Annotated in this window: 31 protein-coding genes and 1 tRNA gene; all 32 read left to right on the top strand. The window is 51.7% G+C overall.

Annotation, left to right across the window (positions count from 1 at the left end; all coding sequences use genetic code 11):
• Nucleotides 1-7 precede the first annotated feature (7 nt).
• The 32 genes from ABUA09_RS03540 to ABUA09_RS03385 all read left to right on the top strand — a co-directional run bounded on the left by ABUA09_RS03540 (nucleotide 8) and on the right by ABUA09_RS03385 (nucleotide 23,493).
• Nucleotides 8-397, top strand: a complete 390-nt coding sequence (locus ABUA09_RS03540) for a hypothetical protein (RefSeq protein ID WP_006877317.1) — start codon at nucleotides 8-10, stop codon at nucleotides 395-397.
• Between the two features lie 36 nt (nucleotides 398-433).
• Complete coding sequence (locus ABUA09_RS03535; RefSeq protein ID WP_006877318.1) at nucleotides 434-1,183, top strand: SMI1/KNR4 family protein; 750 nt, start codon at nucleotides 434-436, stop codon at nucleotides 1,181-1,183.
• Nucleotides 1,173-1,652 (top strand): DUF1877 family protein, encoded by a 480-nt coding sequence (locus ABUA09_RS03530; protein ID WP_006877319.1) that lies wholly within the window; start codon nucleotides 1,173-1,175, stop codon nucleotides 1,650-1,652. Before ABUA09_RS03535 ends, ABUA09_RS03530 begins: the two co-directional genes overlap by 11 nt.
• Before the next feature lie 11 nt (nucleotides 1,653-1,663).
• The gene (locus ABUA09_RS03525) at nucleotides 1,664-2,188 is read left to right on the top strand and encodes an SF0329 family protein (RefSeq protein WP_006877320.1); all 525 of its coding nucleotides are present in this window, start codon (nucleotides 1,664-1,666) and stop codon (nucleotides 2,186-2,188) included.
• Between the two features lie 18 nt (nucleotides 2,189-2,206).
• Entirely contained in the window at nucleotides 2,207-2,566 is a 360-nt protein-coding gene (locus ABUA09_RS03520; RefSeq protein WP_006877321.1) for a hypothetical protein, read from the top strand.
• Nucleotides 2,567-2,601: 35 nt separating this feature from the next.
• Nucleotides 2,602-3,810 carry an RtcB family protein gene (locus ABUA09_RS03515; RefSeq protein WP_006877322.1) on the top strand — a complete coding sequence of 403 codons (1,209 nt, stop codon included), beginning with the start codon at nucleotides 2,602-2,604 and terminating at the stop codon, nucleotides 3,808-3,810.
• 18 nt (nucleotides 3,811-3,828) lie between these two features.
• On the top strand, nucleotides 3,829-4,179 hold the full coding sequence (locus ABUA09_RS03510) for a hypothetical protein (protein ID WP_006877323.1): 351 nt from the start codon (nucleotides 3,829-3,831) through the stop codon (nucleotides 4,177-4,179).
• On the top strand, nucleotides 4,170-4,475 hold the full coding sequence (locus ABUA09_RS03505; protein WP_006877324.1) for a barstar family protein: 306 nt from the start codon (nucleotides 4,170-4,172) through the stop codon (nucleotides 4,473-4,475). The genes ABUA09_RS03510 and ABUA09_RS03505 overlap by 10 nt, the downstream gene beginning before the upstream one ends.
• Before the next feature lie 25 nt (nucleotides 4,476-4,500).
• The gene (locus tag ABUA09_RS03500; RefSeq protein WP_006877325.1) at nucleotides 4,501-5,277 is read left to right on the top strand and encodes a hypothetical protein; all 777 of its coding nucleotides are present in this window, start codon (nucleotides 4,501-4,503) and stop codon (nucleotides 5,275-5,277) included.
• 17 nt (nucleotides 5,278-5,294) lie between these two features.
• The gene (locus tag ABUA09_RS03495; RefSeq protein WP_006877326.1) at nucleotides 5,295-6,179 is read left to right on the top strand and encodes a hypothetical protein; all 885 of its coding nucleotides are present in this window, start codon (nucleotides 5,295-5,297) and stop codon (nucleotides 6,177-6,179) included.
• Nucleotides 6,176-7,054: a DUF4261 domain-containing protein gene (locus ABUA09_RS03490; RefSeq protein WP_006877327.1), complete on the top strand. Its 879-nt coding sequence runs from the start codon at nucleotides 6,176-6,178 to the stop codon at nucleotides 7,052-7,054. The genes ABUA09_RS03495 and ABUA09_RS03490 overlap by 4 nt, the downstream gene beginning before the upstream one ends.
• A complete protein-coding gene (locus ABUA09_RS03485; RefSeq protein ID WP_006877328.1) occupies nucleotides 7,055-7,195 on the top strand; it encodes a hypothetical protein in 141 nt (46 codons plus the stop codon).
• Nucleotides 7,196-7,223: 28 nt separating this feature from the next.
• Complete coding sequence (locus ABUA09_RS03480; RefSeq protein ID WP_009259958.1) at nucleotides 7,224-8,186, top strand: helix-turn-helix transcriptional regulator; 963 nt, start codon at nucleotides 7,224-7,226, stop codon at nucleotides 8,184-8,186.
• A 136-nt stretch (nucleotides 8,187-8,322) separates the two neighbouring features.
• Entirely contained in the window at nucleotides 8,323-8,682 is a 360-nt protein-coding gene (locus tag ABUA09_RS03475; protein ID WP_006877047.1) for a helix-turn-helix domain-containing protein, read from the top strand.
• A 33-nt stretch (nucleotides 8,683-8,715) separates the two neighbouring features.
• Nucleotides 8,716-9,309: an ImmA/IrrE family metallo-endopeptidase gene (locus ABUA09_RS03470; protein ID WP_007487968.1), complete on the top strand. Its 594-nt coding sequence runs from the start codon at nucleotides 8,716-8,718 to the stop codon at nucleotides 9,307-9,309.
• Nucleotides 9,310-9,423: 114 nt separating this feature from the next.
• Nucleotides 9,424-9,966: a hypothetical protein gene (locus ABUA09_RS03465; protein ID WP_009259956.1), complete on the top strand. Its 543-nt coding sequence runs from the start codon at nucleotides 9,424-9,426 to the stop codon at nucleotides 9,964-9,966.
• 316 nt (nucleotides 9,967-10,282) lie between these two features.
• Complete coding sequence (locus tag ABUA09_RS03460; RefSeq protein ID WP_009259955.1) at nucleotides 10,283-10,723, top strand: sigma-70 family RNA polymerase sigma factor; 441 nt, start codon at nucleotides 10,283-10,285, stop codon at nucleotides 10,721-10,723.
• 711 nt (nucleotides 10,724-11,434) lie between these two features.
• Complete coding sequence (locus ABUA09_RS03455; RefSeq protein WP_009259954.1) at nucleotides 11,435-11,809, top strand: type II toxin-antitoxin system PemK/MazF family toxin; 375 nt, start codon at nucleotides 11,435-11,437, stop codon at nucleotides 11,807-11,809.
• Between the two features lie 115 nt (nucleotides 11,810-11,924).
• Nucleotides 11,925-12,125, top strand: a complete 201-nt coding sequence (locus ABUA09_RS03450) for a hypothetical protein (RefSeq protein WP_009259953.1) — start codon at nucleotides 11,925-11,927, stop codon at nucleotides 12,123-12,125.
• A complete protein-coding gene (locus ABUA09_RS03445) occupies nucleotides 12,122-12,565 on the top strand; it encodes a hypothetical protein (RefSeq protein ID WP_009259952.1) in 444 nt (147 codons plus the stop codon). Before ABUA09_RS03450 ends, ABUA09_RS03445 begins: the two co-directional genes overlap by 4 nt.
• Nucleotides 12,566-12,581: 16 nt before the next feature.
• Entirely contained in the window at nucleotides 12,582-13,331 is a 750-nt protein-coding gene (locus tag ABUA09_RS03440) for a metallophosphoesterase family protein (RefSeq protein ID WP_009259951.1), read from the top strand.
• 160 nt (nucleotides 13,332-13,491) lie between these two features.
• Complete coding sequence (locus ABUA09_RS03435) at nucleotides 13,492-13,959, top strand: DUF4313 domain-containing protein (protein WP_009259950.1); 468 nt, start codon at nucleotides 13,492-13,494, stop codon at nucleotides 13,957-13,959.
• Between the two features lie 230 nt (nucleotides 13,960-14,189).
• On the top strand, nucleotides 14,190-14,507 hold the full coding sequence (locus ABUA09_RS03430; RefSeq protein ID WP_009259949.1) for a DUF6429 family protein: 318 nt from the start codon (nucleotides 14,190-14,192) through the stop codon (nucleotides 14,505-14,507).
• A complete protein-coding gene (locus tag ABUA09_RS03425; RefSeq protein ID WP_009259948.1) occupies nucleotides 14,494-15,546 on the top strand; it encodes a virulence RhuM family protein in 1,053 nt (350 codons plus the stop codon). The genes ABUA09_RS03430 and ABUA09_RS03425 overlap by 14 nt, the downstream gene beginning before the upstream one ends.
• Nucleotides 15,547-15,757: 211 nt before the next feature.
• Nucleotides 15,758-17,266: a Y-family DNA polymerase gene (locus tag ABUA09_RS03420; RefSeq protein ID WP_009259947.1), complete on the top strand. Its 1,509-nt coding sequence runs from the start codon at nucleotides 15,758-15,760 to the stop codon at nucleotides 17,264-17,266.
• Nucleotides 17,263-17,685, top strand: coding sequence for a YolD-like family protein (locus ABUA09_RS03415; protein ID WP_007487987.1), 423 nt, complete (start codon nucleotides 17,263-17,265; stop codon nucleotides 17,683-17,685). The genes ABUA09_RS03420 and ABUA09_RS03415 overlap by 4 nt, the downstream gene beginning before the upstream one ends.
• 146 nt (nucleotides 17,686-17,831) lie before the next feature.
• A complete protein-coding gene (locus ABUA09_RS03410) occupies nucleotides 17,832-19,046 on the top strand; it encodes an ATP-binding protein (protein WP_006873635.1) in 1,215 nt (404 codons plus the stop codon).
• 48 nt (nucleotides 19,047-19,094) lie between these two features.
• A complete protein-coding gene (locus tag ABUA09_RS03405) occupies nucleotides 19,095-20,735 on the top strand; it encodes an AAA family ATPase (RefSeq protein WP_110440920.1) in 1,641 nt (546 codons plus the stop codon).
• 94 nt (nucleotides 20,736-20,829) lie between these two features.
• The gene (locus tag ABUA09_RS03400) at nucleotides 20,830-20,988 is read left to right on the top strand and encodes a hypothetical protein (RefSeq protein WP_007487984.1); all 159 of its coding nucleotides are present in this window, start codon (nucleotides 20,830-20,832) and stop codon (nucleotides 20,986-20,988) included.
• A gap of 44 nt (nucleotides 20,989-21,032) precedes the next feature.
• Nucleotides 21,033-21,446 (top strand): recombinase family protein, encoded by a 414-nt coding sequence (locus ABUA09_RS03395; protein WP_006873632.1) that lies wholly within the window; start codon nucleotides 21,033-21,035, stop codon nucleotides 21,444-21,446.
• 193 nt (nucleotides 21,447-21,639) lie between these two features.
• Nucleotides 21,640-23,268: a recombinase family protein gene (locus ABUA09_RS03390; protein WP_110440919.1), complete on the top strand. Its 1,629-nt coding sequence runs from the start codon at nucleotides 21,640-21,642 to the stop codon at nucleotides 23,266-23,268.
• 144 nt (nucleotides 23,269-23,412) lie between these two features.
• Nucleotides 23,413-23,493, top strand: a tRNA-Ala gene (locus ABUA09_RS03385).
• Nucleotides 23,494-23,514: the final 21 nt, after the last annotated feature.

The following is a 23,514-nucleotide window of genomic DNA, read 5'->3' as shown; positions in this document are numbered from 1 at the left end:
GGGCACAATGAACTTTAACGAAGCAATGCAAATGCTTGGAACCAAGTTGCAAGGGAAGTACGGGCATTTAGGCTTCAAGTATAAAAAATCCGACAAAACACTTACGAGGCACAGTAAAAATTTCACCTATATGATTGCGTTTTCCTCATTCGGCGGGAACACAAAGGATAGCATAAGCATAGAGGTTTGCTATATAATCAACACCCGTCCATACGACCCTTATGGTTATGCCAAACCAGACATCAACACACAACCACTGTTTTACAGTTTGAGAGACAATGAAATATATCTTGATATAGGAAATGAAGAAAAGATTAACAATACCTTTGAGATTGTTTGCCAGTGGATGGATAAAATACTGATTCCAAAAATGAATGAGCTTTGTGCTACCGAGTAATGTGGAAGTGATGGCGGAGAAAGAGCGTGGACACCTATGGACAAAGAATCATTGACAGAAAAACTCCTGGACTTGGTCGAGGGGCGGGAAACACCAGAAAGTTGGCGGAACTGGTGGGACGAACATGAGACGGAGTTGGAAGCCCTGCTGAGTCGGGGTGAATTTCTGAAACTGAAGCCCTGCCGACACGGTTTTCAGTGGGTCCCGGTGTTTGGCAGCCAAAAGAGAGCCATCGCCATTCTGGAAAAGAGCGGCACAGCATTTGAAGCCAGCAATCTCTACCAGGAGCGGTATCTGGCGGAGCTGGACGCTTTCTGTAAGGAGCAGGAGCGGGTGCAGAGGGAAAAGCAAAAGGAATTCAAGGCCAATAACCCGGAGTTATTTGGCCGATACCCCAAGTTCTCCAAGGCGTTGGCAAAGGTGCTGGACCCCTCTGACGAGATCAAACCCGCCGCCACGGAGGAGCAGATCGGGAATCAAGAAAGCGTGCTGGACTTCACGCTCCCGTCCCAGGTGCGGGAGTTTTTCCTGCTGACCGCAGGCATCAATGTATCCACAGGCGTAATCGTTGAACTCTCTGGAACATTTAATCTGACCATTCATGGCGAGCGGTATTGTGTGCTGGGCGAGTTCTGGAAAGAAGCGGACGGCGACCAGCTCCTGCTCCGCCCCGGAGAGGAAACCATCTGGTACTACGCCCATGAGCAGGACAAGGTAAAGCGCCTCTGCAATGATATGGCAGAACTGCTGGAGAAGAAACTGGCGAGGTATCTCAATGAACACTGAAAACATTGCCCACTATTTTTATGGAAGCGCCCCTGCTGAAGATGAACTCATGAATGCTGTTTTCAGTGGCGAGAATACGGTTGATGCTTTGAAAACAGCGGCAAATCAGCATGAATTTCTCTACACCGAAAAAATCCGCCTGTGGAATGAGCTCCACATGGCGCTGGTGGGATGCCCTGGGACAGAACCGATCTCTCATGAACCGCTCAGCCAAGCAATCGTAGGTGTTGATTTCGTTGATGATGGTCAGGTGGCCTACACTCTCTTGGAGGATCTGGATGACATCGTTTCTGCCCTCAATGAGGTGGATGAAGATGCTTTCCTGGACAAGTATCTCCAACAGAACGGAGTGGAAAATCGGGATGCAGCGTTGGCCGAATTTAGAACTTTGAGAGACTTCTATAACAAGTGTCAGGATTTTCATGGAGATGATGACTATATCCTGGTCGTGGGTATCTATCGTGACTGAGAGGTGGTAACATGGCAAGCGTATCCACTTGGAGTGGAATCCGGAACAAATTGGAGAATGATTACCTGTGCCCGGCGCTCCGGGGTCACATTCAGTATTTTGCCACCAGTTACAGCAAAAGCGCCGACCATGAGGGCCGGGCAGCCATTCGTATGGACGGTGTGGAAGTACTGCGGAGCAACTACTACATCTATTTTGAGAATGTGTGGACGAAATTTCATCACCTGCGGTCCACAACGCTGAAAGATTGCGACTCCGCGAAAGAAGCCATCGACCAGGCTCATGCCTTTGCGCTGGAGCAGGGCACCTTTGACCAAAAGGTGTTCTATGAGGCGTTTGGGATCTTTGACAACCAGAGCATTGAGAAAAGCCTTGTCAGCCAGAATCCTCTTGTCCGCATCTTTGCCCTCCTGGACCGCAGGCTGGGAAAGCGCCACCTGCTGGCTTTGGAGAAATCCATGGAGCAGGAACTGGACTGGGTGCGGGCCTTCTATGTGATCCGGATGCAGGCAGAAGGGCTGATGGAAAAAGAATAACATTCAGGAGGAACAACTATGTCACAGATCGCATCCTTTTACCTTCTCAAAGACGGCCGGCGGCAGGAACTGTCAAACGGCGACTGCTCCGGCGCGGTCTATATGGCCATCTGGGACTGGTGTGAGAGCGAACTGGATCTGGATGTCCGTTTTCCTGCTCCCCAGACGGAGGACACCCTGGACTGCGCTCTGCTGGAGGGAGAGCTGGCGTCTCAACTGCTGGCAGCTCTGCGGGAGCAGGACCTCCCGGAGCTGGCCGCTGAAATTGCCCCGGACTGGGATCTGCCCACCGAGGCGGTGCAAAGCGGGCTTGAAACGCTGCGCTCCCATCTGGAACTGGTGCAGGGCGACGCTGCCCTGCTGTATGAGATGACTTGACGGGGCCATGCCCCATAGAATATTGCGAGGAAATTATGATCGAAATCAAAGGAAAATACAATGAGGCCAAGATCTTCACCGATGTGGTGGACAGCGCCTCCATCGCACAGGTTCAGGAGCTGTGCAATCAGGAATTTACGGCGGGTAGCCGCATCCGGCTCATGCCCGACATTCACGCCGGGGCGGGCTGTACTATCGGCACCACCATGACCATCACCGACAAGGTGGTGCCCAATCTGGTGGGTGTGGACATCGGGTGCGGCATGGAGACCACCCGCATCCGGGAGGGGCGGCTGGAGCTTCAAAAGCTGGACAAGCTGATTTATGAAAAGATCCCCTCCGGCTTCTCCATCCGGGATAAGGCCCACCGCTACCTCAATGAGATCGACCTGAGTGAGTTGTGCTGTGCCCGCCATGTGGATCTCCTCCGGGCGGAAAAAAGCATCGGTACGCTGGGTGGTGGGAACCACTTCATTGAGGTGGACAAGGACGACGAGGGAAATCTCTACATCGTGGTTCACTCCGGCAGCCGTCACTTGGGTGTGGAGGTGGCCAGCTATTACCAGGAGGCGGGCTATAAGGTGCTCAACCGCACTGACGATGCCTCCATCGAGGCGCTGATTGCCCGAATGAAAGCGGAGGGCCGGGAGAAGGAGATCCAGAAAGAACTGAAGAAACTGAAAAACCTCAAGCAAACCAACATCCCCAAGGCCCTGGCCTATGTGTCCGGAGAGTTGTTTGAGCAGTATATCCACGACATGAAGATCGTCCAGCACTTCGCCATGCTCAACCGGCAGGCCATGATGGACGAGATCGTCAAAGGCATGAAGCTCCATGTGGAGGAGCAGTTCACCACCATCCACAACTATATCGATACCGACGCCATGATCCTGCGGAAAGGAGCTGTGTCCGCCAAAGAGGGCGAGCGACTGCTCATCCCCATCAATATGCGGGACGGGAGCCTGCTCTGCGTGGGCAAGGGTAACGAGGATTGGAACTGCTCTGCTCCCCACGGCGCCGGCCGCCTGATGAGCCGGGCGGACGCCAAACAGTCCTTCACGGTGTCTGAATTCAAAAAGCAGATGGCAGAGGTCTACACCACCTCGGTGAGCAAGGCCACCTTGGATGAGTGCCCCATGGCCTACAAGGGGATGCAGGATATTCTGGACAACATCGGCCCCACGGCGGATGTGGTAAAGGTCATCCGCCCCATCTACAACTTCAAGGCCGGGGACGAGGAGTAAGAAACGGAGCAGAATATTATGGTGAGAGATGGCATCGTGTTCAAAGATGAGGATGGTCAGGTCATATTCAACCAGCACAGCTTCTGTGAACTGGTGAAGCACCTGCTGGTGGAGCTGGTGGGGATCTCCTATGAGGAAGCCTCCCAGATAGTGGATCGCTCACCGCTGGCAGAGCCAGTGGCCGATGCCATGGGAGTGGCGATGTTCAGCCATGACCTGCCTTATTACTGGGCTATGTTTTTCTACTATGGGAACGGTTATTGGCAAAAGGGTATTCCAGCGCAACCAGAGGATATGGATGCCTATGAAGCCTTGGAAAATAAGATCATGGAGAAATATGACTTAAAGGAGCCGTTTATATGGACATGAGAGAGATGTTCACCATTGACGGTCGCCGCTTTTCTAACATGGCCGGTTTTTATGACGAGGTGGAGCAGGTGTTCATCTGTGGCTTGGATTGGAAGATCGGTCGGAACCTGAACGCTTTCAACGATATTCTTCGGGGCGGTTTTGGGCGGCATGAGTATGGACAACCCATCCACATCCAGTGGCTGGCCTATGAAAAAAGCGTCCGTAATCTCGGAAAAGAGACGATGGACACCATTGTGGAAATCATTTTGGATACAGACCATTCCGGGCACGACTGTACCCTGGAACGGCTTTGACCAAGCAGAAAAGGAGGCAAACACTATGGGACTTGACATCTACGCCGGGACGCTGACCCGGTACTATTCTCACAACTGGAAAACCGTTGTTCAGCAGTGGGCGGAGGAAAACGGATATTCCTTCAACCGCATCACCCCGGATGGGGAACCCGCCGACGACGAGGAATTGTCCCCGACCGATGTTCAGGCGGCGGTGGAGAACTGGCGGGATCAGATTCTGGCCGCCATTTCTCAGCCGGACCAGCCCCCCTACGCCCCCTGGCCGGAGAATAATGAGAAGCCCTATTACACGGACAAGCCGGATTGGGATGCCTTCGGCGCTATGCTGCTGGTGGCCGCCTGTCGTACATACGAGGAACCGGTGCCTCCCACCGTGGAGAAGGACTGGATCTTCGGGGAGCATCCCTTGATTGCCCGCCTTGCATCGGACGAGGAGCGGGTGTGGTCCCTGTTTCGGGGCGTGACTTGGTGGCTTCCCCTCACCGACAGCTTTCTGTTCCAAGGCCCTCTGCCCACCGATGACACCGTCGCTATCGCCACCTTGGGCGGACTGCGGAAGGAGCTGGAAAGGCTGAACCAGCTGGCATGGCAGGCCGATGAGGATACCATCCTTGGCTGGGCAGACACGGAGGGATACCCGGTAGACGGAACCGTAGACTCAGATGGACAGTATAGCAAGGCAGACATCCCGGAACACACCCAGTATGACACCCAATCTCTTGCCAAGTTCGCCTTCTCCATGTTCTGGCGGGCCATGCGGTTTGCCGAGGAACAGCAGGTGCCCATCCTGCTTGATTATTAAGGAGGATTCGTCAGGAGGTGGAGACCGTGGAGCAAAAACGCCCGGCAGATATATTTCAGGAGTTTCTGGACTACCTATGGAACGGCCTGGGGCTGGAGGAAAAGGGCTGGAAGCGGCTGAAAAAAGGCGACTTCAAAAAGAAAATGAAAAACGGCCTGACCTATCAGGTCTGGTTTGACCGGAGCCGCTACAACTACATAGACTACGAAATCGGCTATGGAAATGTGGAGGTGGGCTTCAGCTGTATCATTAAGCAGGGAGATGATCGGCTCTACTCTTTCAAAATAGAACCGACAACAGGCGGTTCATTCTTTCGGATGCTGACAGAGGACCTGCGGCTGAACACCAGGTTGCTGGACACCTTTCTGCCCCTGATCAAAGCTCACTACCTCGACTTTATCGACCGCTTTGAGGTGGACCCAGCAGAGGCGCTCCAGCCGGTCTGTGCCCCCTTTATCCAGCCGGGGGATTACAGCTGGTGCATCCATGTGCGGGAACAGATGGTGGAACGGTACGGAACAGCGGAACAGCTGGAGGAGTACCGCCGTCAGGCGGAATTGCTCGGAACGCCGGAGCACAAGGCAAAGAACTGGATGGGTTCGATGTTGTTCCACCTCTCCCACGCCAATGATGTGGATCATGCCTGGGCCTCAAGCCTCACCAAAGAGGAACTGGACCAGGTGGTGGAACCCTTTGTGCAGGCCAAGCGGCAGACAGGACAGTGGACTCAGGAGGATGAGGCGGGTTATCAGCTCTACCAGCAGGAAACAGATCCGAAGAAACGCACCTTTCGGGTATGGTATCTCATTGCCAATCCCCGGGGCCTGCCGAAAGAGTTTGTCCAGAAAGAGTTGGAGTTCCGGTGGAAGCTGTTCCCGGAGAAGAAGGAGGAAACCAAATGAGCAATCAACTTTTCCAGCAAAACCTGGATGATAAAAAGGGTCCCCAGCCCGGAGGCCCCTATCTCATTCAGATTTTGTTTAAAGAACCGGTGGACATGCCGGACAAAGAAACCATGACCGCTGTGATAGAGAAACACATCGGATCAACAGAGTGCTTCTGTTATGATAAGCAAATGGCCGGCTTTGCCGCACAGGAGCATATCGCGGAATTCAAGGACGGCAAATGCCCGGTACAGCTGATGGTGATGAAATGCGACAGGTTCAAGGGCAAAGGCTTCGACGCCTTCCTCATGAGCCAGATGTGGGACTGCCAGGAGGACCGGGAGCGGATCTTCCGGGAGTGCAAATATCAGGTGGTGGCCACCGATATGCTGGCTGCGGCGCTTCCGGCGCTGGAGCGTGCCAACCTGGATGCCGACTTTCTGGAGGCTCTGGCGGAGCTGTACCCCACCTGTGAGGCATTCTATTTCCAGAACTGCGGCAAGCTGTTTCTGGCGGAGGATGTGCGTTCTCACCAGATTGAGGGGTCGGACCGTTTCATTCGCTTCGGGGTCAATGTCCGCTTCTTCAACATTGAGGGCACCGAGGATATGCTCATCGACACGGTGGGCATGAGCACCCTGTTCCTGCCCGACCTCCAGTACCACTTCCACAACATGGACCCCAACTGGGTGGTAAACCACGCCTACAATGTGGCATCGTACATATTGGAGCATGATAACCCCATTCAGGATGGGGAAACCATAGACGGCGTGGCGGATGGCCAGATGAGCCGGGAGATTCAGTGGAAGTGCCAGTATGAGGACGCGCTGATCCAGCCGCCCAGAGAAGTGCTGGACATCCACATGGGGAAATATGCCTCGGGAGGACGCTGAATGAACGGCGTTGTGCTCCTGGTGGGCGGTCTGCTGCTTGCGGCGGTAATCAAGCTGATCATAGACCGGAATTGGATGGGCCTGCTTCTCTGTGTGGTTGCCCTGTTCCTGGTCTTTGGGACTGGACACCATACAAAATAGACCATTTTAAGAATCGAGGAGGTGAAGTATGCAGAATTCAACAAATATGCGGATACTGGAATTGCTCCAGTTTCTCTATGAGCGGACTGATGAAAACCATCCCGCCACAGTATCTGACATCATTGCCCATCTGAATGAAAAAGGAATTCAGGCAGTGCGGCAGACTGTTTACGCGGATACCAATGCGCTGATCGATGCAGGAATTGATATTGTGGTGGTCAAGAGTACCCAAAACCAATATTTTATGGGAAGCCGCCTGTTTGAGTATCCAGAACTGAAAATGCTGACAGACGCAGTAGCATCCTCGAAGATCATTTCTGCCAGGAAATCCGAGGAACTGGTACAGAAATTATGCCGTCTGACCAGCACACATCAGGCAGAGCAGCTTCGGCAGCTCGCCAGCCTGTCCAGCCGGGTGAAACCGGACAATGAGCAAGTCTATTACATCATTGATGCCATCCAAACGGCAATCTTGGAAAAGCGGCAGATACAGTTCCAGTATTATGAATATACGCCCGAGAAAAAACGAGTTCTCAAACATGGCGGTTATCTCTATCAACTGGACCCTTACGCTTTGGAATGGAAGAATGACCACTATTACCTGATTGGCTTTTCTCACAAACACCAGCGGATGGCCCACTTTCGAGTAGACCGTCTGTCGGGGATCAAGATACTTCCCTCCGGCTTTACCCCCGATGAAGACTTTGATGTGGCGGGCTACACCAACAAGATCGTTGATATGTTTGCTGCTGACCGCACAGTTTCTGTTGAACTGCTCTGTGAGAACAAGCTGATGAAAACCATCATAGACCATTATGGAGAAGCTGTACCAACCCGCACATATGACGAGGAACACTTTACGGCAAACATTGAAGTCGACCCAAGCGGCACCTTTTACGGATGGGTATTCAAATTTATGGGCGGGATTCAGATCATAGCACCTCATGAGTGTGTGGAAGAAATGAAGCGGATCGCCCACAGGTTTCTCTAAAACAGGGACCAGGTGTTATGGAATTTTAACACCTGGCCTCTGCTTTCTTTTTTGCCCTTGTGTCGAACAGATGTGCCAGTTATAATATAAACAAGATGTTCGCAAACCAGCGAAACTCTATGAAGGAGGGAGACCAGTGACCTTTGGAGCTTTCATCAGCACACGGCGCAAAGAGGCCAAATTAAATCTCCGGGATACCGCGAAACACCTCGGTATCTCCAATGGGTACCTGTGTGATATTGAGCAGGGTCGCCGGCCAGCGCCAGAGGGAGCATTTGTAGAGCGGATCTCTTCTTTTCTGGAATTGGATAAGCAGGAGCATGAAATGCTGCTGGATCTGGCCGCAGATTCCAGGCAGACGGTTCCGGCCGATCTGCCTGACTATATCCGCCAGCATGACATCGTCCGCGCAGCATTGAGAGTGGCAAAGGAAGTAGATGCTACCGATGAGGAATGGAAGGCATTTATGGAAATGCTACAGAACCGCCAGAACTAAGGGGGGATTTTCTTGTCTGTACCAAAGTATCGATTGGACGCAATTGAAACCATTGGACGGAAGATCCTGCAAGAGTATGATCCCGCTTTGTTGGACGGGCCTCCCCAGGCAGTTCCCATTGAAACTATCATAGAGACCAAGTTTGATCTAACTCTGGAATATCATTGCCTACGCAAAAACGGGAGCATCCTTGGGGAAACGATTTTTGATGAAGGAGCGGCTATTTTATACGACCAAGATGAAAAACGCTACCGTTTGATTGCAGTCAAGGCCGGAACAATCCTGGTGGAGGAGCGGCTTTGTGTGGACAGGCTCCTCGGCAGGCTGCGGTTCACCTGTGCTCACGAATTGGGGCACTGGGTCCTGCACCAGAAGCTGTACTCCGGCACAGGCGATGTGGCTGCCTATGAAGGAAAAACATCTTTGGATGAAAGCCACGGTCTGGTCGAATGGCAGGCGGATGCTTTGGCTACTGCTCTCCTCATGCCCCTGCCGCAAATCAAAAGAAGTTTTTACCGTTTGCGTGCAGGCAGGAGCAATGAGCAGTTGGTTGCGGAAATGGCTCAGATCTTCCAAGTCTCCAAGCAGGCCATGCGTATTCGGTTGGAAACACGCAATCTCATATAAGTTTGGTACGGCAAGCCCCCCTCCTGAGAGAGGGGCGCAGCCGCACCAATGTTCACAGGCTTTGTTATATGCATTTTGTTCGCAGTTTAGCGAACATGGGAGGAGGAGAATGGCATGAGAAAAGAAAGTTCCACTTTGCAGAAATGTAAAAGGCAGATGGCGACCCTTGGATTTGACAGCCAGCTGGCCTATCACCGGGTAAAGCTGATTTTGAAAATCTACCGGGATGTGGTGTGGGTCCTCAGTGAGCGGGTGGAGGAACTGCATGAGTACGCCTGGGAGCTGGGCGCTCAGGACGCTGATACCGGGCTTATCTATCTGCAAAGTTTCGCCCCGGATATGGATCTGCAGGAGTTTGAGGAACGGGTCTGCTGTGTGATGGAAAACCGGATGCTGGTGGATGTGATCGACCGTGCCCTTCTCCGCTTGAAACGATACCCTGACCGGGGTGAACTTTACTATGAGATCCTGACCAAACAATTTATCCACCGTTTCAACAGCACAGAAAAGGAACTGCTGGATGAGCTGAATATGGAGCGAAGCGTATTCTATGACCGAAAGCGCGAGGCGATCTTCTTATTGTCCCTCTGCCTTTTTGGTTATGCTGTGCCGGAACTTCAGGAAGAATTGGAGATGCCCCGACTTTATCCCGACTGATTCCCGATGAAAAACCGACGAAATCCCTACTCCCTTCCGACTTTGCCTCTGCTATACTCAGTACAGTGGCAGGTATGCGCAAAAATGAATAGGACCAGCTGACAAGGGCCGGGACGCTGTAAAGTGTCCCGGCCCTCTGTATTCCTGCCGCAATATGGCGGCGGGGATCGGCCGGGGATGCAGAAATGCGTCCCCGGCTATTTTTCTGCCCGGCACTGGGAGGGCCGGCATGGGCTGGGAGGCTTATATCGCCAAGTACCCCTGATTTCAAGATTTTGATTCGCCATCAAAATCTTGAAATTTGGAGGAAAGGCACATGGAATCCAACGGGAAGTTTACCCTTATTGTTTTTAACACCTGCACTCAGGAATATGAGGAAGTCATAGTGACAGAGGAGGTCTATCGCACTTACTGCAGAACCCGGTGGAATATCAAGGACAATGATCAGAGCTTTTTTGACCATGAGATCCAGACGAGTGGGATGATCGGAAGTCAGGATGGCGCCTATGAAAATTTCCGGGAGTTTATTGACGCCATCAACACTCCGGAACACATCATCCTTGAACAAATAAAGAAAGAGGCCCTGTACCAAGCGATCTCAGCGTTGCCTGCTGCGGATCAGGCATTGGTACAGGGGTTGTTTTTTAAGGGACAAAGTGAACTTGACTATGCAAGAGAGATTGGCGTTTCACAGCCTGCAGTGCATAAACGGAAAGTCCGTATTCTCAAGTCTTTGAAAAAACTTTTAGAAAATTGAAATTGGAGGGTTATTAAAATGCCGACACCTTCCCCTATACAAGCGAGAAGGAAATGCTTCTCACTTGTTCCTTGAAAACCGAATATCCGATTGTCTGAATACTTTCCTGACGGGGCCCCTGCTGAACAGGGGCAAGCGACGCTGGAGGATGCGCGAAAACCATCTGTAGAGGTTCTGGTACAGGCTGCAAACGAAGTCACCTATACATTTTTGTTCGGTTATGACAGCCTGACGGATTTCCCCTCTATCAACGACGGCCAAATAAGGTGCTAAGCGGGTCCATCCGTCCAAAAAACAGCCTGTGGCAAGCTGTATCGCAATGACTCCGCCAGGGATAATGATACTTCCGTCCAGTCACAGCCCCCACCGAAATGGGGATCAAGCAATGAGGGCGGCCGACAGAGATCCTGCCGGGGGTGAGAGTCCCATGACGCGGTGAAGCCAGCCGCGGTTCAGATGGTCGCCCTATGGAGCTGATGCCAATGGCACAGGCTCCTGCGCTTGGGGAAGTAGTGTCGAATACAAGCGCCAAAGAAAGACAACACAAATGTGAAGTCTTAATATCAGAAGCTATGGGGATCGCTTCTGTCCAAAACCCGTTTACTGACCGGAACATGCCGTATGAGCAGCCATTCCAACCAGATGCGGGAGATGCGGAGGCGGTCCCTATTTTTGTGATATTAAGCCCAATATGCTGAGGAGGTGTATTCTGTGAAAACATATTGCAGACAGGAAATCAGCCGTGGTGACATTTACTATGCTGACCTGCGGCCAGTCATCGGGTCTGAGCAAGGTGGTATCCGTCCGGTACTCATTCTGCAGAACAATGTAGGCAACCGCCACAGCCCCACAGTGATCGCAGCCCCCATCACCAGCAAGATGGGAAAACCGCGGCTGCCTACACATGTTTGTTTGAATAGGCAAGCGAATGGATTGAGCTGTGGTTCCGTTATCCTCTTGGAGCAACTTCGCACTATTGATAAGTCCAGGCTCAGAGAGCGCGTTGGAGCATTGGACACCTCCGAGATGAAACAGATTGACTGGGCGCTTGGGGTCAGCGTCGGTCTGGTGGAAGGATATCGGTAGAATAGGTCAATTTATGAACATTTATTCTGTTGGTATTGGTGAATAGATGTTGCCGCCTTACTTGTGGTATTGTTTGAAAAAGCACTTGGGAATAGGAAAACGAGGTGAAGCAAGAGTGGAGTACCGAAAAGTTTACTTCCGGATTCGCAGCCGCTATCAGTTCGATTCCGGCTGGCCGGCTGAGACTGACGCCGCCAAATTTCATGAAGAAAGCCGCAGCCTGTTCCAGAGTGCGGGCTGGGATCTACAGCCCGGTGGGGACAGCACATCTGATACCGTTACGAAAGGCTGGCAGGAGTTATACTGCATCCGATGAACTTTAGTGGTATTATAGAGATGGACGAGATCCCAGCCATCCAAGAACTACTGAAGGATGCGAAATCGTTCTGCTGCTATGGCTTCGACTGCTACGAGAGGTATTGGGATATTACCGATGAGGAATATCTGGCACAGTTGGAGACCAAGCGCGAGGAGATCACACATGAAATTCTGGAACGGTGCCGGACAAAACGGAAAAACCTGTATATCACAGGCCCGGTTGCTTTAAATGTCGCTCAAAAGTTCTCTGTACACAGGCTCTGTGATAAAGAAGGCAAGCATAATCTTGCCAACCGCTTCGTGGGCGAACTGATGGAGCAGCTTGTTCAAGATGGCCTGCTGGTGACAACGAAAACCAGGAACGGTCCTGGTGTCCGCACGGCAACCGATGCAGAAATTAGCTCCCCACTGCCAGGGCAGCAGCAAATGACCCTGTAAATCGAGGTGCGATGGAATGGCAATTTATATTACGGGTGATACTCACGGCGACTTCCAACGCTTTGGGAGCAAATACTTCCCACAGCAGAAGGAGATGAGCCGGGGGGACTATGTGGTCATCGCGGGTGATTTTGGAGGACTGTGGGATGGAAGCCAGAAAGATCAATATTGGTTGGACTGGCTGAACAAGAAGCCCTTCACCACCCTGTTCGTGGATGGGAACCATGAGAATTTTGACTTGCTGAACACTCTACCAGAAAAAGAATGGAATGGCGGACGGGTCCATGTTGTGCGGGAGCATGTCCTGCACCTTATGCGGGGACAGGTCTTCGACTTCGGCGGCCTCGCCTGGTTCACAATGGGCGGTGCGGCCTCCCATGATATTCAGGATGGAATCCTTGATCCCGCCGCTCCGGACTTCGAGCGCCAGTATTGGCTGATGCGCCGGATGCGGTCCATGTTCCGGGTCAAAGGCGTGAGCTGGTGGGAGGAGGAGATGCCCAGCTTGGAGGAGTACCAAGAAGCCCTGGCAAACTTGGAACGGGTCAACTGGACGGTAGACTGTGTTCTCACCCACTGCGCTCCCAGCGGTGTGGTGCAGGAGATCAATCCATCCTATGGAACGGATGAACTGACGGACTTTCTTGAAATGGTCAGCCAGCGGTGTAAATTCGCCTACTGGTTTTTCGGCCATTACCATGAGAATCGAATCATAGATCAGAAATACATCCTCCAGTGGGAAAAGATATCTGAACTGGGTTTTTAATCGCAATGGATCAGGGAGTGGGTAACCAGCATTCCCTGGTCTTTTATTCTGAACGGAGTGGAAGACGCCAAATGAGCAAAGAGATAGGCTACACAAAGGGAAAAAGCGATTTTACATATATGGTAGAGCATAGGTGATATTTTGTTATCAGGAGGAAAAAATGACATTTGAAATTAAAGATTATTTTGAGACGCCCGTTATATTGGAGCCGAGGGTGGAATTGTACACGGTTTATGATTTTATGGGCAAAGAACTGCCTGGCCTTGCGATTGTTCTTGATATGCCTATCCAAGGAGCAGATGAGAAAGAACAGTTCGCTATTCTTACAAAATCTTTTGAAGAATTTATTGGCTTGAAAAACAGTGCATATGTCGATATAAACAACTGTCCCTTTGCGCCGCAGCTGCTCAATCGTGGATTTGCTAAAGATACTGGGCTCTACAAAGAAAGTGGGTTCTGCTCCTACCCTTTATGGACATTTGATGAAACCGTTCTGAAAGAAACCGGCGGTGAGAAGTACGAGAGATACGCACGGGCTTATGACGAGTATATGGAGTCCTCTTTTATAGGAATGATGGGTGCGGAAGATGAAACAGGCGAAGAAATATGTACAGGAATGATGATGTAATAAGTCCATAATACAGTCCGTGGCTGGACTGAGGAATACCAAGAGGCTCTGGTGAACTCGGAATGGGTCAACTGGACAGCGGACTGCGTTCTCGCCCACTGCGCTCCCAGCAGCGGAGTAATGACGCATACGGAGTGGTCCGATGTATATCCCGGAATGATTGTGGAATAGACGAACAGCCCGTCCTGTGATATGATGGTAGTAAGTCAAAAAGATTGGAGGACAGGCTAATGCCGGAAAAACAGAAGAAAACCATTCGGGAATTGACCCTCATGCTGATGTACCTGACCTCCTGGGAGGAACGGGATACACCGGAAATGCGGGCGGTCAAGAAAAAGGAACTGGAAAAGTATCCCCTTGTCCGCCGATGCTGGAAGGGCTATGATCACGACCTGCTGAACAAACTTTCAGAGGAAGGGCTGATCAACGCTGCCGGGCGAACCTATCCCGCCCTCATCACACCGGAGGGAGAAGCCGAAGCTCGGAAACTGCTGGCCCAATATGGAATTGATACAGAAGAAAGAAGGCGTTGCAGTGCGGAACGATAAACAAGAACAGGCGATCCGATCCAGCGCAGCGGAATACCTGACCTTTGTGGCCGCTACCGGTGACAGTACAGAGAGCATGGAAATGCGCTATGAGGATGAGAATATCTGGCTGACCCAGAAGATGATGTCGGCTCTCTATGATGTGGATGTTCGGACAATCAATGAGCACATCCAGAAGATCTATGAGGATGGTGAGCTGACAGAGGAGGCAACTATCCGGAATTTCCGGATAGTTCAAACTGAGGGCTCCCGTCAGGTTAGCCGCCAGGTGAAGCACTACAATCTGCAGATGATCATTGCGGTTGGATTCAAGGTCAACAATGACCGGGCGGTCCAGTTCCGCAAGTGGGCCAATACCATCGTTAAGGACTACACCATTCAGGGCTGGGCCATGGACAGTGACCGGTTGAAAAACGGGGGTAGTGTACTTACCAAGGAATACTTCGACCACCTTCTGGAGCAGATCCGGGAGATTCGGATGTCTGAACGCAAGTTCTACCAAAAGATCACCGACATCTACGCCACGGCTCTGGATTATGATAAATCAGCCAAAACCACACGCCTGTTTTTTTCCGAGGTACAGAACAAACTCCACTGGGCGATCCACCGTCATACTGCGGCGGAGTTGATTGTGGAGCGAGCCAACGCTGAAAAACCTCACATGGGCTTAACTTCCTGGGAGCAGTATCCAAACGGAAAAATACAGAAGTATGATGTGTCCATTGCTAAGAACTATCTTTCCAGAGAGGAACTGCAGGCGCTGGAACGCATTGTGACCATGTACCTGGACTATGCGGAATACCAGGCAGGCCGCCATATCCCTATGACCATGCAGGACTGGTCACAGCGGCTGAATCGCTTCCTGGAATTCAATGAGCATGAGATCCTCCACGACACCGGCCGGGTGACGCATGAGATCGCCAAAGCCTTCGCAGAGAGCGAGTTTGAAAAATACCGGATTGTGCAGGATCGCATGTTTGAAAGCGACTTCGACCATTTCCTTGCCCTGGAGGAACAAGCAGAGAGAAAAAATGACTGACAAAAGAGAGCCGCCGGTTTCCAGACTGGCGGCTCTCTTTTACAGTTGCGGCAGAAAGATGGAGGCATATCGCTTTAGAAATCACAGCATTCTGTGCTGGTTTTCCAATGGGTACAAGATGGTGTTTTTTCACAATAGAACAACCAGAACAAATGTGCTATAATGGCTTTGAAAATGCGTCGGAAGATAAAGAGGAAGGGGTGACCGAAGCATGAAGGAGCGAACCTACATTTGCTGTGATCTAAAATCGTTTTACGCAAGTGTGGAGTGCATCGAGCGTGGGCTGAATCCACTGGACACCAACCTCGTGGTGGCGGACCTGAGCCGCACTGAAAAGACCATCTGTCTGGCGGTCACACCTTCCCTGAAGTCTTATGGCATTTCCGGTCGAGCCAGGCTGTTTGAGGTGATCCAACGGGTCAAGGAGGTCAATGCCCAACGGCAGCGGAATACCCCTGGCCGGCAGTTCACCAGCGCTTCCTCTCACGACCCGGAGGTACGGCGAAATCCTTCCCTGGCCCTCGACTATATCGTGGCTCCACCCCGGATGGCCCACTATATTGACTGGAGCACCCGCGTCTACAGTGTTTACCTCAAGCATGTGGCGCCGGAGGACATCTACCCATACAGCATCGATGAGGTGTTCATCGACGCCACCAGCTACCTGCAGACCTACCATCTGTCGGCCCGTGAATTTGCCCGGAAAATCATCCTCGACATTCTGCAGACGACCGGTATCACCGCTGCGGCGGGCATTGGGACGAATCTGTATCTGGCCAAGGTCGCCATGGACATTGGCGCGAAGCATGTCCCCGCCGATGAATACGGCGTCCGCATCGCAGAACTGGATGAGATGGGCTATCGCCGCTCCTTCTGGACCCACCGTCCGCTCACCGACTTCTGGAGGGTGGGAAAAGGCTATGCCGCCAAGCTGGAAGCCAACGGCCTGTACACCATGGGAGATATTGCCCGGTGTTCTATCGGGCAGCCTACAGATTATCACAACGAGGAACTGCTCTATAAACTGTTTGGTGTCAACGCAGAACTGCTCATCGACCATGCCTGGGGCTGGGAACCCTGCACCATTGCGGACATTAAGGCATACAAACCAGAAAACAAGAGCATCGTCTCCGGGCAGATTCTGCAGTACCCATACCCATTTGAAAAGGCAAGGCTGGTCATCCAGGAGATGGCCGATGCACTGGCGCTGGAATTGGTAGATAAGCGGCTTGCGACCAACCAACTGGTCCTCACAGTAGGCTATGACATCGAAAACCTCAAGGGTACAGTCTACACCGGAGAGGTCACCACGGACCGCTATGGGCGCAAAATTCCCAAGCATGCTCATGGTACAGTCAATCTGGACGGATATACTTCCTCCGGCGAGGAGCTGCTCAAGGCAGCCACCAGCCTGTATGACCGGATCGTAGATAAAACCCTGCTGGCCCGCCGGCTGACCCTCTGCGCCAATCACCTGCTGGACGAGTCTTCTGTGCCGGAGGATTTGCCGGAGCAGATTGACCTGTTTACGGACTACTCGGCAAAGGAAAAGCAGAAAAAAGAGGCTGACACTGCCCATGCACGGGAGAGAAAACTCCAGGAAACCATGCTGGACATCAAAAAGCGTTTTGGCAAGAATGCCATCCTCAAAGGACTGAATCTGGAGGACGGCGCCACAGCCAGGGAGAGAAACAACCAAATCGGAGGTCACAAAGCATGACCGGACCATACGATGATATCATCAACTTGCCGCATCCTACCTCAGCCAAGCACCCGAGGATGCCGCTCTCAGACCGTGCGGCCCAGTTCGCACCCTTTGCGGCCCTGTCCGGCCACAGCGCCGCCCTTGTGGAAACGGCCCGGCTGACCGACCAGCGCATGGAACTGGACGAGGATGCCAGGGCTGCCTTGGACTCAAAACAGCAACTGCTGTTGGAGCGGATCAAAGAGCGGCCGGAAATCACGGTGACCTGGTTCCAGCCCGACGCAAAGAAAGACGGCGGCCGGTATATCGTATCAACCGGGAGGCTGAAAAGAATCCATGAGGCGGATCAGGTATTGATTCTGGTTGATGGCTTAAGGATACCGATAGGCGACATCGTTGAACTGGAAAGTGAGTGCATTCGGGGGCTTCTTTGAGAGAAATTGAAAAGCTGTGTACAGTGTTTGCGCCAACATACGACTAATTTTATAAGTTATAACTGATAAAATTAGATTATATCAGTTGATTTTCAGTTGTAAATGGGATATACTGAGGTCAACGATAGAAAGGAGGCGTTCCAATCATGATCAAACGAGAACTGTATATGAACCGCATCCGTCCCTTCATTGGGGGCGAACTGATTAAGGTAATGACCGGCATTCGCCGCTCCGGTAAGTCGGTGATGCTGGAACTGATCAAAGAGGAACTGGCGGAGGCTGGTGTTGCCCCGTCTCAGATGATCTCAATCAATTTTGAAGATATGCGGTACTCCCATCTGCAGACCGCAACGGCTCTGCACGATGAGATCATAAAACGGGCAGAGGGCATCGAGGGAAAAGCGTATCTGTTTTTTGACGAGATCCAGGAAGTAGAGGGCTGGGAAAAGTGCGTCAATTCTTTGCGAGTGGCGCTGGACTGCGATATCTACATTACGGGCTCCAACGCAAAACTGCTGTCCGGTGAACTGGCCACTTATATTGGCGGACGGTATGTGGAGTTTGTGATTTACCCATTCTCCTTCGCTGAATTCCTGGAACTGTACCACACAATTGCACCAAGCGATTCGATCCAGCAATGCTTTCAAAAATATCTGCTGGCCGGAGGAATGCCCTATCTGGCCAACCTCCGGTATGAGGAAGAACCCTCCCGGCAGTATCTCACAGATCTATTCAATTCTGTGCAGCTCAAAGATATCGTAAAACGGAACAAGATTCGGGATATTGATTTGCTGGAGCGCATCATTGCGTATATGACCGCAAATGTCGGAACAGTTTTCTCAGCGTCCTCTCTGGCTAAGTTTTTCAAAAATGAGCAGCGGACTGTCGCGGCAGAAACCATCCTGAACTATGTGCGGTACTGCTGTGACGCATATCTCTTCTATCAGGTAAAGCGCCAGGACCTGCAGGGCAAGCAGATACTGGCCTCCAACGAAAAGTATTATATTGCGGATCACGGTATTCGGGAGGCTGTGTTCGGCGGGAACATGAAGGACATCAACCTGATCCTCGAAAACATTGTCTACATGGAACTGCTGCGACGGGGTTATGTTGTCACAGTAGGCAGAGCAGGAGAAAAAGAAATTGACTTTGTATGCGAAAAAAGAGGAGAAAAACTCTATGTGCAGGTAACATACCTGCTGGCCTCTGAAGATACGGTGAAACGGGAGTTCGGTGCATACGATGGCATCCAGGACAATTTCCCCAAGTATGTCGTATCCCTCGACGAGTTTGACATGAGCAGGAACGGGATCAAGCACCGGAATATCCGTGACTTCCTTCTGGCGGAAGAATGGAATTGAGAAAGCGGTAACATATCAGGGCGTGATTGGCGAGGAGGTGACGCATAAGTGAGTGGAAGCAGCCCGAAAAGCATATCAATATCAGGTGTCGAAACCGATATAACCATCGGCAAAGAACTGGCTGCCGTTGCGCAGAAATCAAAGGCACTGGCCTCACGCGACTGCTTTGAGCAACTGGAGATGTACCTCCACGGCAGAAGTCATGACCGCGTGTGTCTGCTCTTTGGCCTGCTCCAGACTGGAAAAAACACCATGCTCCGTCAGGCCATTGGCAGAATGACAAAGGAGGACTTGAGCCGTATCGCATACATCAAAGCCCGCAGGACTGACAATATGGCGATGATGAACCGGGATCTCAAGAAGTTGTTTAACGCGGGATTCCGATATGTGTTCATCGACGAGGTCACGCTGATGGAAGACTTTATTGACTCGGCTGCCCTCTTTTCCGATGTGTTCGCCACCATGGGAATGAAGATCGTCCTGTCTGGTACGGACTCCCTGGGCTTCTGGCTGGCAATGGATGAAGAATTGTATGACCGGGCCAAGTCCATCCACACGACCTTCATCCCATATCGGGAGTATAGCCGTCTGCTCGGGATCGACAGCATTGATGAGTACATCCGATATGGCGGCACACTACGCGCCGGAGAGCTGGCCTTTGACGATGAAGATGTGAATGCTCAGGATGCATCCTTCCGGGATGACGAGTCCACCCGAAGATACATCGACACGGCAATCTGCAAGAACATCCAGCACTCCCTGGCCTGCTACGAGTCGGGCGGGCATTTCCGCCACCTGTACTCTCTGTATGAAGCTGGAGAGCTGACCAGCGCCATCAACCGGATCATAGAGGATATGAACCACCGATTCCTGATCTCAGTGCTGACCGATGATTTTCTCTCCCATGACCTGCGGCTCACTGCCGCAAATCTGCGGAAAGAGCGTGACCCCGAAAAGCGCACAGAGGCGCTGGATGCCATTGATACAGAGGCGGTCACCCAGCGTTTGATGGAACTGCTGGATATCCGGAACAAGGAGGAGCAGTCCATCGGTATCACAACTGCTCACATCATAGAGATTAAGCAATATCTTACCGCGTTGGAGTTGATTGTGGATTGTCCCATTGAATCGGCGGACCCCGGAATTGAACCAGTGGAACATATTCTCTTCACACAGCCTGGAATGCGATATTGTCAGGCCCAGGCCCTTATCCATTCCTTGTTAAAGGATGAGCAGTTCTCGGCGCTCAGCGAATATGATAAAACGCAGATCACGGGCCGCATCCTTGAAGAAGTCCGTGGCCGGATGATGGAAGATATTGTGCTGCTGGAAACCATGAAGGCGGCCGACAAGGATCACCGTGTTTTCAAACTGCAGTTTGAGGCTGGCGAGTTTGACATGGTCATCTATGACCAGAAAGAAAACTCCTGTGAGATCTTTGAAATCAAACACAGCAGCAAACAGGTTCCCTTTCAATACCGGCACCTCGTCGATGAGGATAAATGCCAGAGGACGGAACGGCGGTTTGGTCCCATCCATGGGCGCTATATCCTGTACCGCGGCGAAGATGCGCAGATGGAAAATGGGGTCCAATACTGGAATGTAGAGAATTATCTGAAGGCTCTGCCAACATTGGATATCGTCCAAGTACAGGAAATCGGTATGCAGTCAATCGAACCTACTCTGTAAAAGGACTATCGCCACTAAGCAGTTACAATTAGAAATTGAAAAGCATCGGCTATCTTTTTAGGATAGCCGATGCTTTATTTTTAGGAGGATTACTATGAACAGGGTACTCAGAATCGACGAAGAAAAGCCTGAAATGCATATCTCGGTTCAGGGCTATAAGGTCACTCTCTGCTTTGCAGAAAAAGAAAATCCTGAAGTTGCTGTATTAGTAAAGCAGGCTCTCCTGAGCGCCTATGCAATGCCCCAGAAATAGAACGACTTGCTGAAGGTCTTGCATTCAGAAGATTTGATGAAGGGATGGTCAGTAAAATGGCTGAAAGAGTCTATTGCTTATACAGAGGTAAGGATCAGGAAAGCATTCTCATGCAGAAGAACGCCTGCCACGATTTTGCAGAGAAAAAAGGCTGGAACATTGTTGGCGAGGAGCAGGAGATCGGCGTGTCCGGCTATAAAGTCAGCACTGATGACCTTGTTAAGTTAAAGCGCATTAGAAAGGCTGCTGAGCAGGGTGAGTTTGATATCCTGCTGGTCTTTATGTATGACCGGCTGGGACGCAATCTCAACGAAACCCCATTCATCGCAGAGTGGTTTACCAAGAAGGGCATCCATGTTTGGAGCGTCTATGAGGGAGAGATCATAGACGGCGTTGATGCAGAACGCATGCTTGACTACATTCGCTTTTGGCAGACTGATGAGGCCCAAAAACTTTGAGCAAAGTACAGGATAACCCAACACACCAGCCCATTTACTGCAGATTTGTTTATAAAAAGATTATCAATTCCCCTGGCTATTCTGGCCGTAGTGTGAGATAATGGGTATGGCAAAAGCCGGGAACCTTGATAATCGAATAGAATGAATTGGGTGTCCGCCCTCTCACACAAAAAACATGAGAGGACGGATATCAATGGCTGAAAGAGTTTATTGTTTATACAGAGTTTCCACCAACAAGCAGGTCGATCACGATGAAAACAACCAGGCAGACATCCCTATGCAGAGAAAAGCCTGCCACGATTTTGCGGCGAAAATGGGCTGGGTCATCGTGGGCGAGGAGCAGGAAACTGGCGTATCCGGTTATAAAGTCAGCGCCGATGACCGTGATAAACTGCAGCTCATCAAGAAGTATGCAGAGCAGGGCAAGTTCGATATTCTGCTTGTCTTCATGTTCGACCGACTGGGCCGCAAGTCAGATGAAACACCCTTCGTTGTGGAGTGGTTTACTAAAAAGGGCGTCCGCGTCTGGAGCGTACAGGAAGGAGAGCAGCGGTTTGAGTCCCACACGGACCGCCTGACCAACTATATCCGTTTCTGGCAGGCCGATGGAGAGAGCCAGAAAACTTCGATGCGCACCAAAACGGCCCTTGGCCAGATGGTAGAGGAAGGCCGGTTCCGCGGTGGAAACGCACCATACGGGTACCGGCTGGAAAAGAGCGGCATCCTCAACAAGCGCAAACATGAGGTGTACATGCTGGTCATTGATGAGGACGAGGCCAGAGTCGTCCGGATGATGTTTGACCTCTGCATTTCGTCCGGTTACGGCAGATGGCGCCTTGCCAACTTCCTCAACGACCACGGGATCAAAAACCGGAAGGGACAAAACTGGCACGACGCCAGTGTGGGGGGCATCCTGCACAACCCGCTCTATAAGGGAATCCTTCGGAGCGGAGAAACCTATGCCGGCCCCTTTGAGGCCCTCCAGATCATCGCCCCAGACCAATTCGACCTGGCGCAGAAACTGATGCTGGAGCGGACCAATGAGCGGAAAGAGCGGCGCACAGTACCGCTGAATACCGCAGGCCAATCCCTGCTTTCCGGGAACATCTTCTGCGGCCACTGCGGAGGCCGGCTGGTGCTCACTACCAACGGGACAACCACCCGCCTTGCGGATGGGACGCCGGTCCATAAAAAGCGTATTCGCTATGTATGCTACAACAAGACCCGGCGCCGTCAGGAATGTACAGGACAGACTGGATACACAATGCACATTCTGGACGGGATCGTCACTGAGGTGCTGCATCAGGTCTTCGACAAGATGCAGGGAGCTTCCAACGACATGATTGTGGGAAGTGCGGTTCAAAAGCAGATGGCAATGATACGCTCGGAATTGCAGCGGGCCAGAGCCGAAAACACCAAGGCCAATAAGGAATATGAATCCCTCAAGTCCGAGGTGCTGAAGGCGATCCAAGGGAAAAGCGCCCTGCCGCAAGATGTGCTGACTGAAATGCTGGAGGATACCCGACAGAAGGTACTGTCCACCAGTGAACGAATCACGACCCTTACCGCAGAACTGAATGATGGAAACTCTAAGATCGAGGAGATGAAGGCCGAGTTCAACCGGATCGTGTCCTGGTCCAAGATTTTTGATGAAAGCCCGATGGAGGTCAAGAAAATGATCTGCGGCTACATCATCAAGAAGGTTTCGGTGTTCCGGGACTATAGGGTCAAGATTGAATTCAACATTAATGTGGAGCAGTTCCTGAATGGTATCGACAGCATCGACGAATGCGCTACCTATGAACTGCCCATGGCGCAATAAGCTCTCACCCTCGCCACGACCACGGCGAGGGGTACATATCGTAAAGGTATGTCCAGTTGACAACATATACCTTCTATGCTATACTGCAACTTGTCTCTCATCAATTGCCGGGGCGGGATATTCAAGCCCTTTCCCAAGCCATCAGGGGGTGCATACCCGATGGTTCGGGAGAGCGCTTGAATGGCATTCAAGAGGTCAGCGGTTCGATCCCGCTTATCTCCACCAAACGGAACACCCGTTGAAATC

The sequence above is a fragment of the Intestinimonas sp. RTP31139st1_F5_RTP31139_211217 genome (assembly GCF_040226735.1).
In the GTDB taxonomy this organism is placed as follows: Bacteria; Bacillota; Clostridia; order Oscillospirales; family Oscillospiraceae; genus Intestinimonas; species Intestinimonas butyriciproducens.
Note: the sequence above shows the minus strand (reverse complement) of the source record. Positions and strands in the feature narration are given on the sequence as shown.

Excerpts from the sequence above, each read along its gene's own strand:
- ABUA09_RS03520 (WP_006877321.1), top strand. The coding sequence starts at position 2,207 with ATGTCACAGATCGCATCCTTTTACCTTCTCAAAGACGGCCGGCGGCAG.
- ABUA09_RS03440 (WP_009259951.1), top strand. The coding sequence starts at position 12,582 with ATGGCAATTTATATTACGGGTGATACTCACGGCGACTTCCAACGCTTT.
- ABUA09_RS03415 (WP_007487987.1), top strand. The coding sequence starts at position 17,263 with ATGACCGGACCATACGATGATATCATCAACTTGCCGCATCCTACCTCA.
- ABUA09_RS03525 (WP_006877320.1), top strand. The coding sequence starts at position 1,664 with ATGGCAAGCGTATCCACTTGGAGTGGAATCCGGAACAAATTGGAGAAT.
- ABUA09_RS03410 (WP_006873635.1), top strand. The coding sequence starts at position 17,832 with ATGATCAAACGAGAACTGTATATGAACCGCATCCGTCCCTTCATTGGG.
- ABUA09_RS03500 (WP_006877325.1), top strand. The coding sequence starts at position 4,501 with ATGGGACTTGACATCTACGCCGGGACGCTGACCCGGTACTATTCTCAC.
- ABUA09_RS03530 (WP_006877319.1), top strand. The coding sequence starts at position 1,173 with ATGAACACTGAAAACATTGCCCACTATTTTTATGGAAGCGCCCCTGCT.
- ABUA09_RS03400 (WP_007487984.1), top strand. The coding sequence starts at position 20,830 with ATGAACAGGGTACTCAGAATCGACGAAGAAAAGCCTGAAATGCATATC.
- ABUA09_RS03485 (WP_006877328.1), top strand. The coding sequence starts at position 7,055 with ATGAACGGCGTTGTGCTCCTGGTGGGCGGTCTGCTGCTTGCGGCGGTA.
- ABUA09_RS03445 (WP_009259952.1), top strand. The coding sequence starts at position 12,122 with ATGAACTTTAGTGGTATTATAGAGATGGACGAGATCCCAGCCATCCAA.
- ABUA09_RS03515 (WP_006877322.1), top strand. The coding sequence starts at position 2,602 with ATGATCGAAATCAAAGGAAAATACAATGAGGCCAAGATCTTCACCGAT.
- ABUA09_RS03435 (WP_009259950.1), top strand. The coding sequence starts at position 13,492 with ATGACATTTGAAATTAAAGATTATTTTGAGACGCCCGTTATATTGGAG.
- ABUA09_RS03430 (WP_009259949.1), top strand. The coding sequence starts at position 14,190 with ATGCCGGAAAAACAGAAGAAAACCATTCGGGAATTGACCCTCATGCTG.
- ABUA09_RS03480 (WP_009259958.1), top strand. The coding sequence starts at position 7,224 with ATGCAGAATTCAACAAATATGCGGATACTGGAATTGCTCCAGTTTCTC.
- ABUA09_RS03535 (WP_006877318.1), top strand. The coding sequence starts at position 434 with ATGGACAAAGAATCATTGACAGAAAAACTCCTGGACTTGGTCGAGGGG.
- ABUA09_RS03510 (WP_006877323.1), top strand. The coding sequence starts at position 3,829 with ATGGTGAGAGATGGCATCGTGTTCAAAGATGAGGATGGTCAGGTCATA.
- ABUA09_RS03490 (WP_006877327.1), top strand. The coding sequence starts at position 6,176 with ATGAGCAATCAACTTTTCCAGCAAAACCTGGATGATAAAAAGGGTCCC.
- ABUA09_RS03420 (WP_009259947.1), top strand. The coding sequence starts at position 15,758 with ATGAAGGAGCGAACCTACATTTGCTGTGATCTAAAATCGTTTTACGCA.
- ABUA09_RS03540 (WP_006877317.1), top strand. The coding sequence starts at position 8 with ATGAACTTTAACGAAGCAATGCAAATGCTTGGAACCAAGTTGCAAGGG.
- ABUA09_RS03505 (WP_006877324.1), top strand. The coding sequence starts at position 4,170 with ATGGACATGAGAGAGATGTTCACCATTGACGGTCGCCGCTTTTCTAAC.
- ABUA09_RS03460 (WP_009259955.1), top strand. The coding sequence starts at position 10,283 with ATGGAATCCAACGGGAAGTTTACCCTTATTGTTTTTAACACCTGCACT.
- ABUA09_RS03390 (WP_110440919.1), top strand. The coding sequence starts at position 21,640 with ATGGCTGAAAGAGTTTATTGTTTATACAGAGTTTCCACCAACAAGCAG.
- ABUA09_RS03465 (WP_009259956.1), top strand. The coding sequence starts at position 9,424 with ATGAGAAAAGAAAGTTCCACTTTGCAGAAATGTAAAAGGCAGATGGCG.
- ABUA09_RS03395 (WP_006873632.1), top strand. The coding sequence starts at position 21,033 with ATGGTCAGTAAAATGGCTGAAAGAGTCTATTGCTTATACAGAGGTAAG.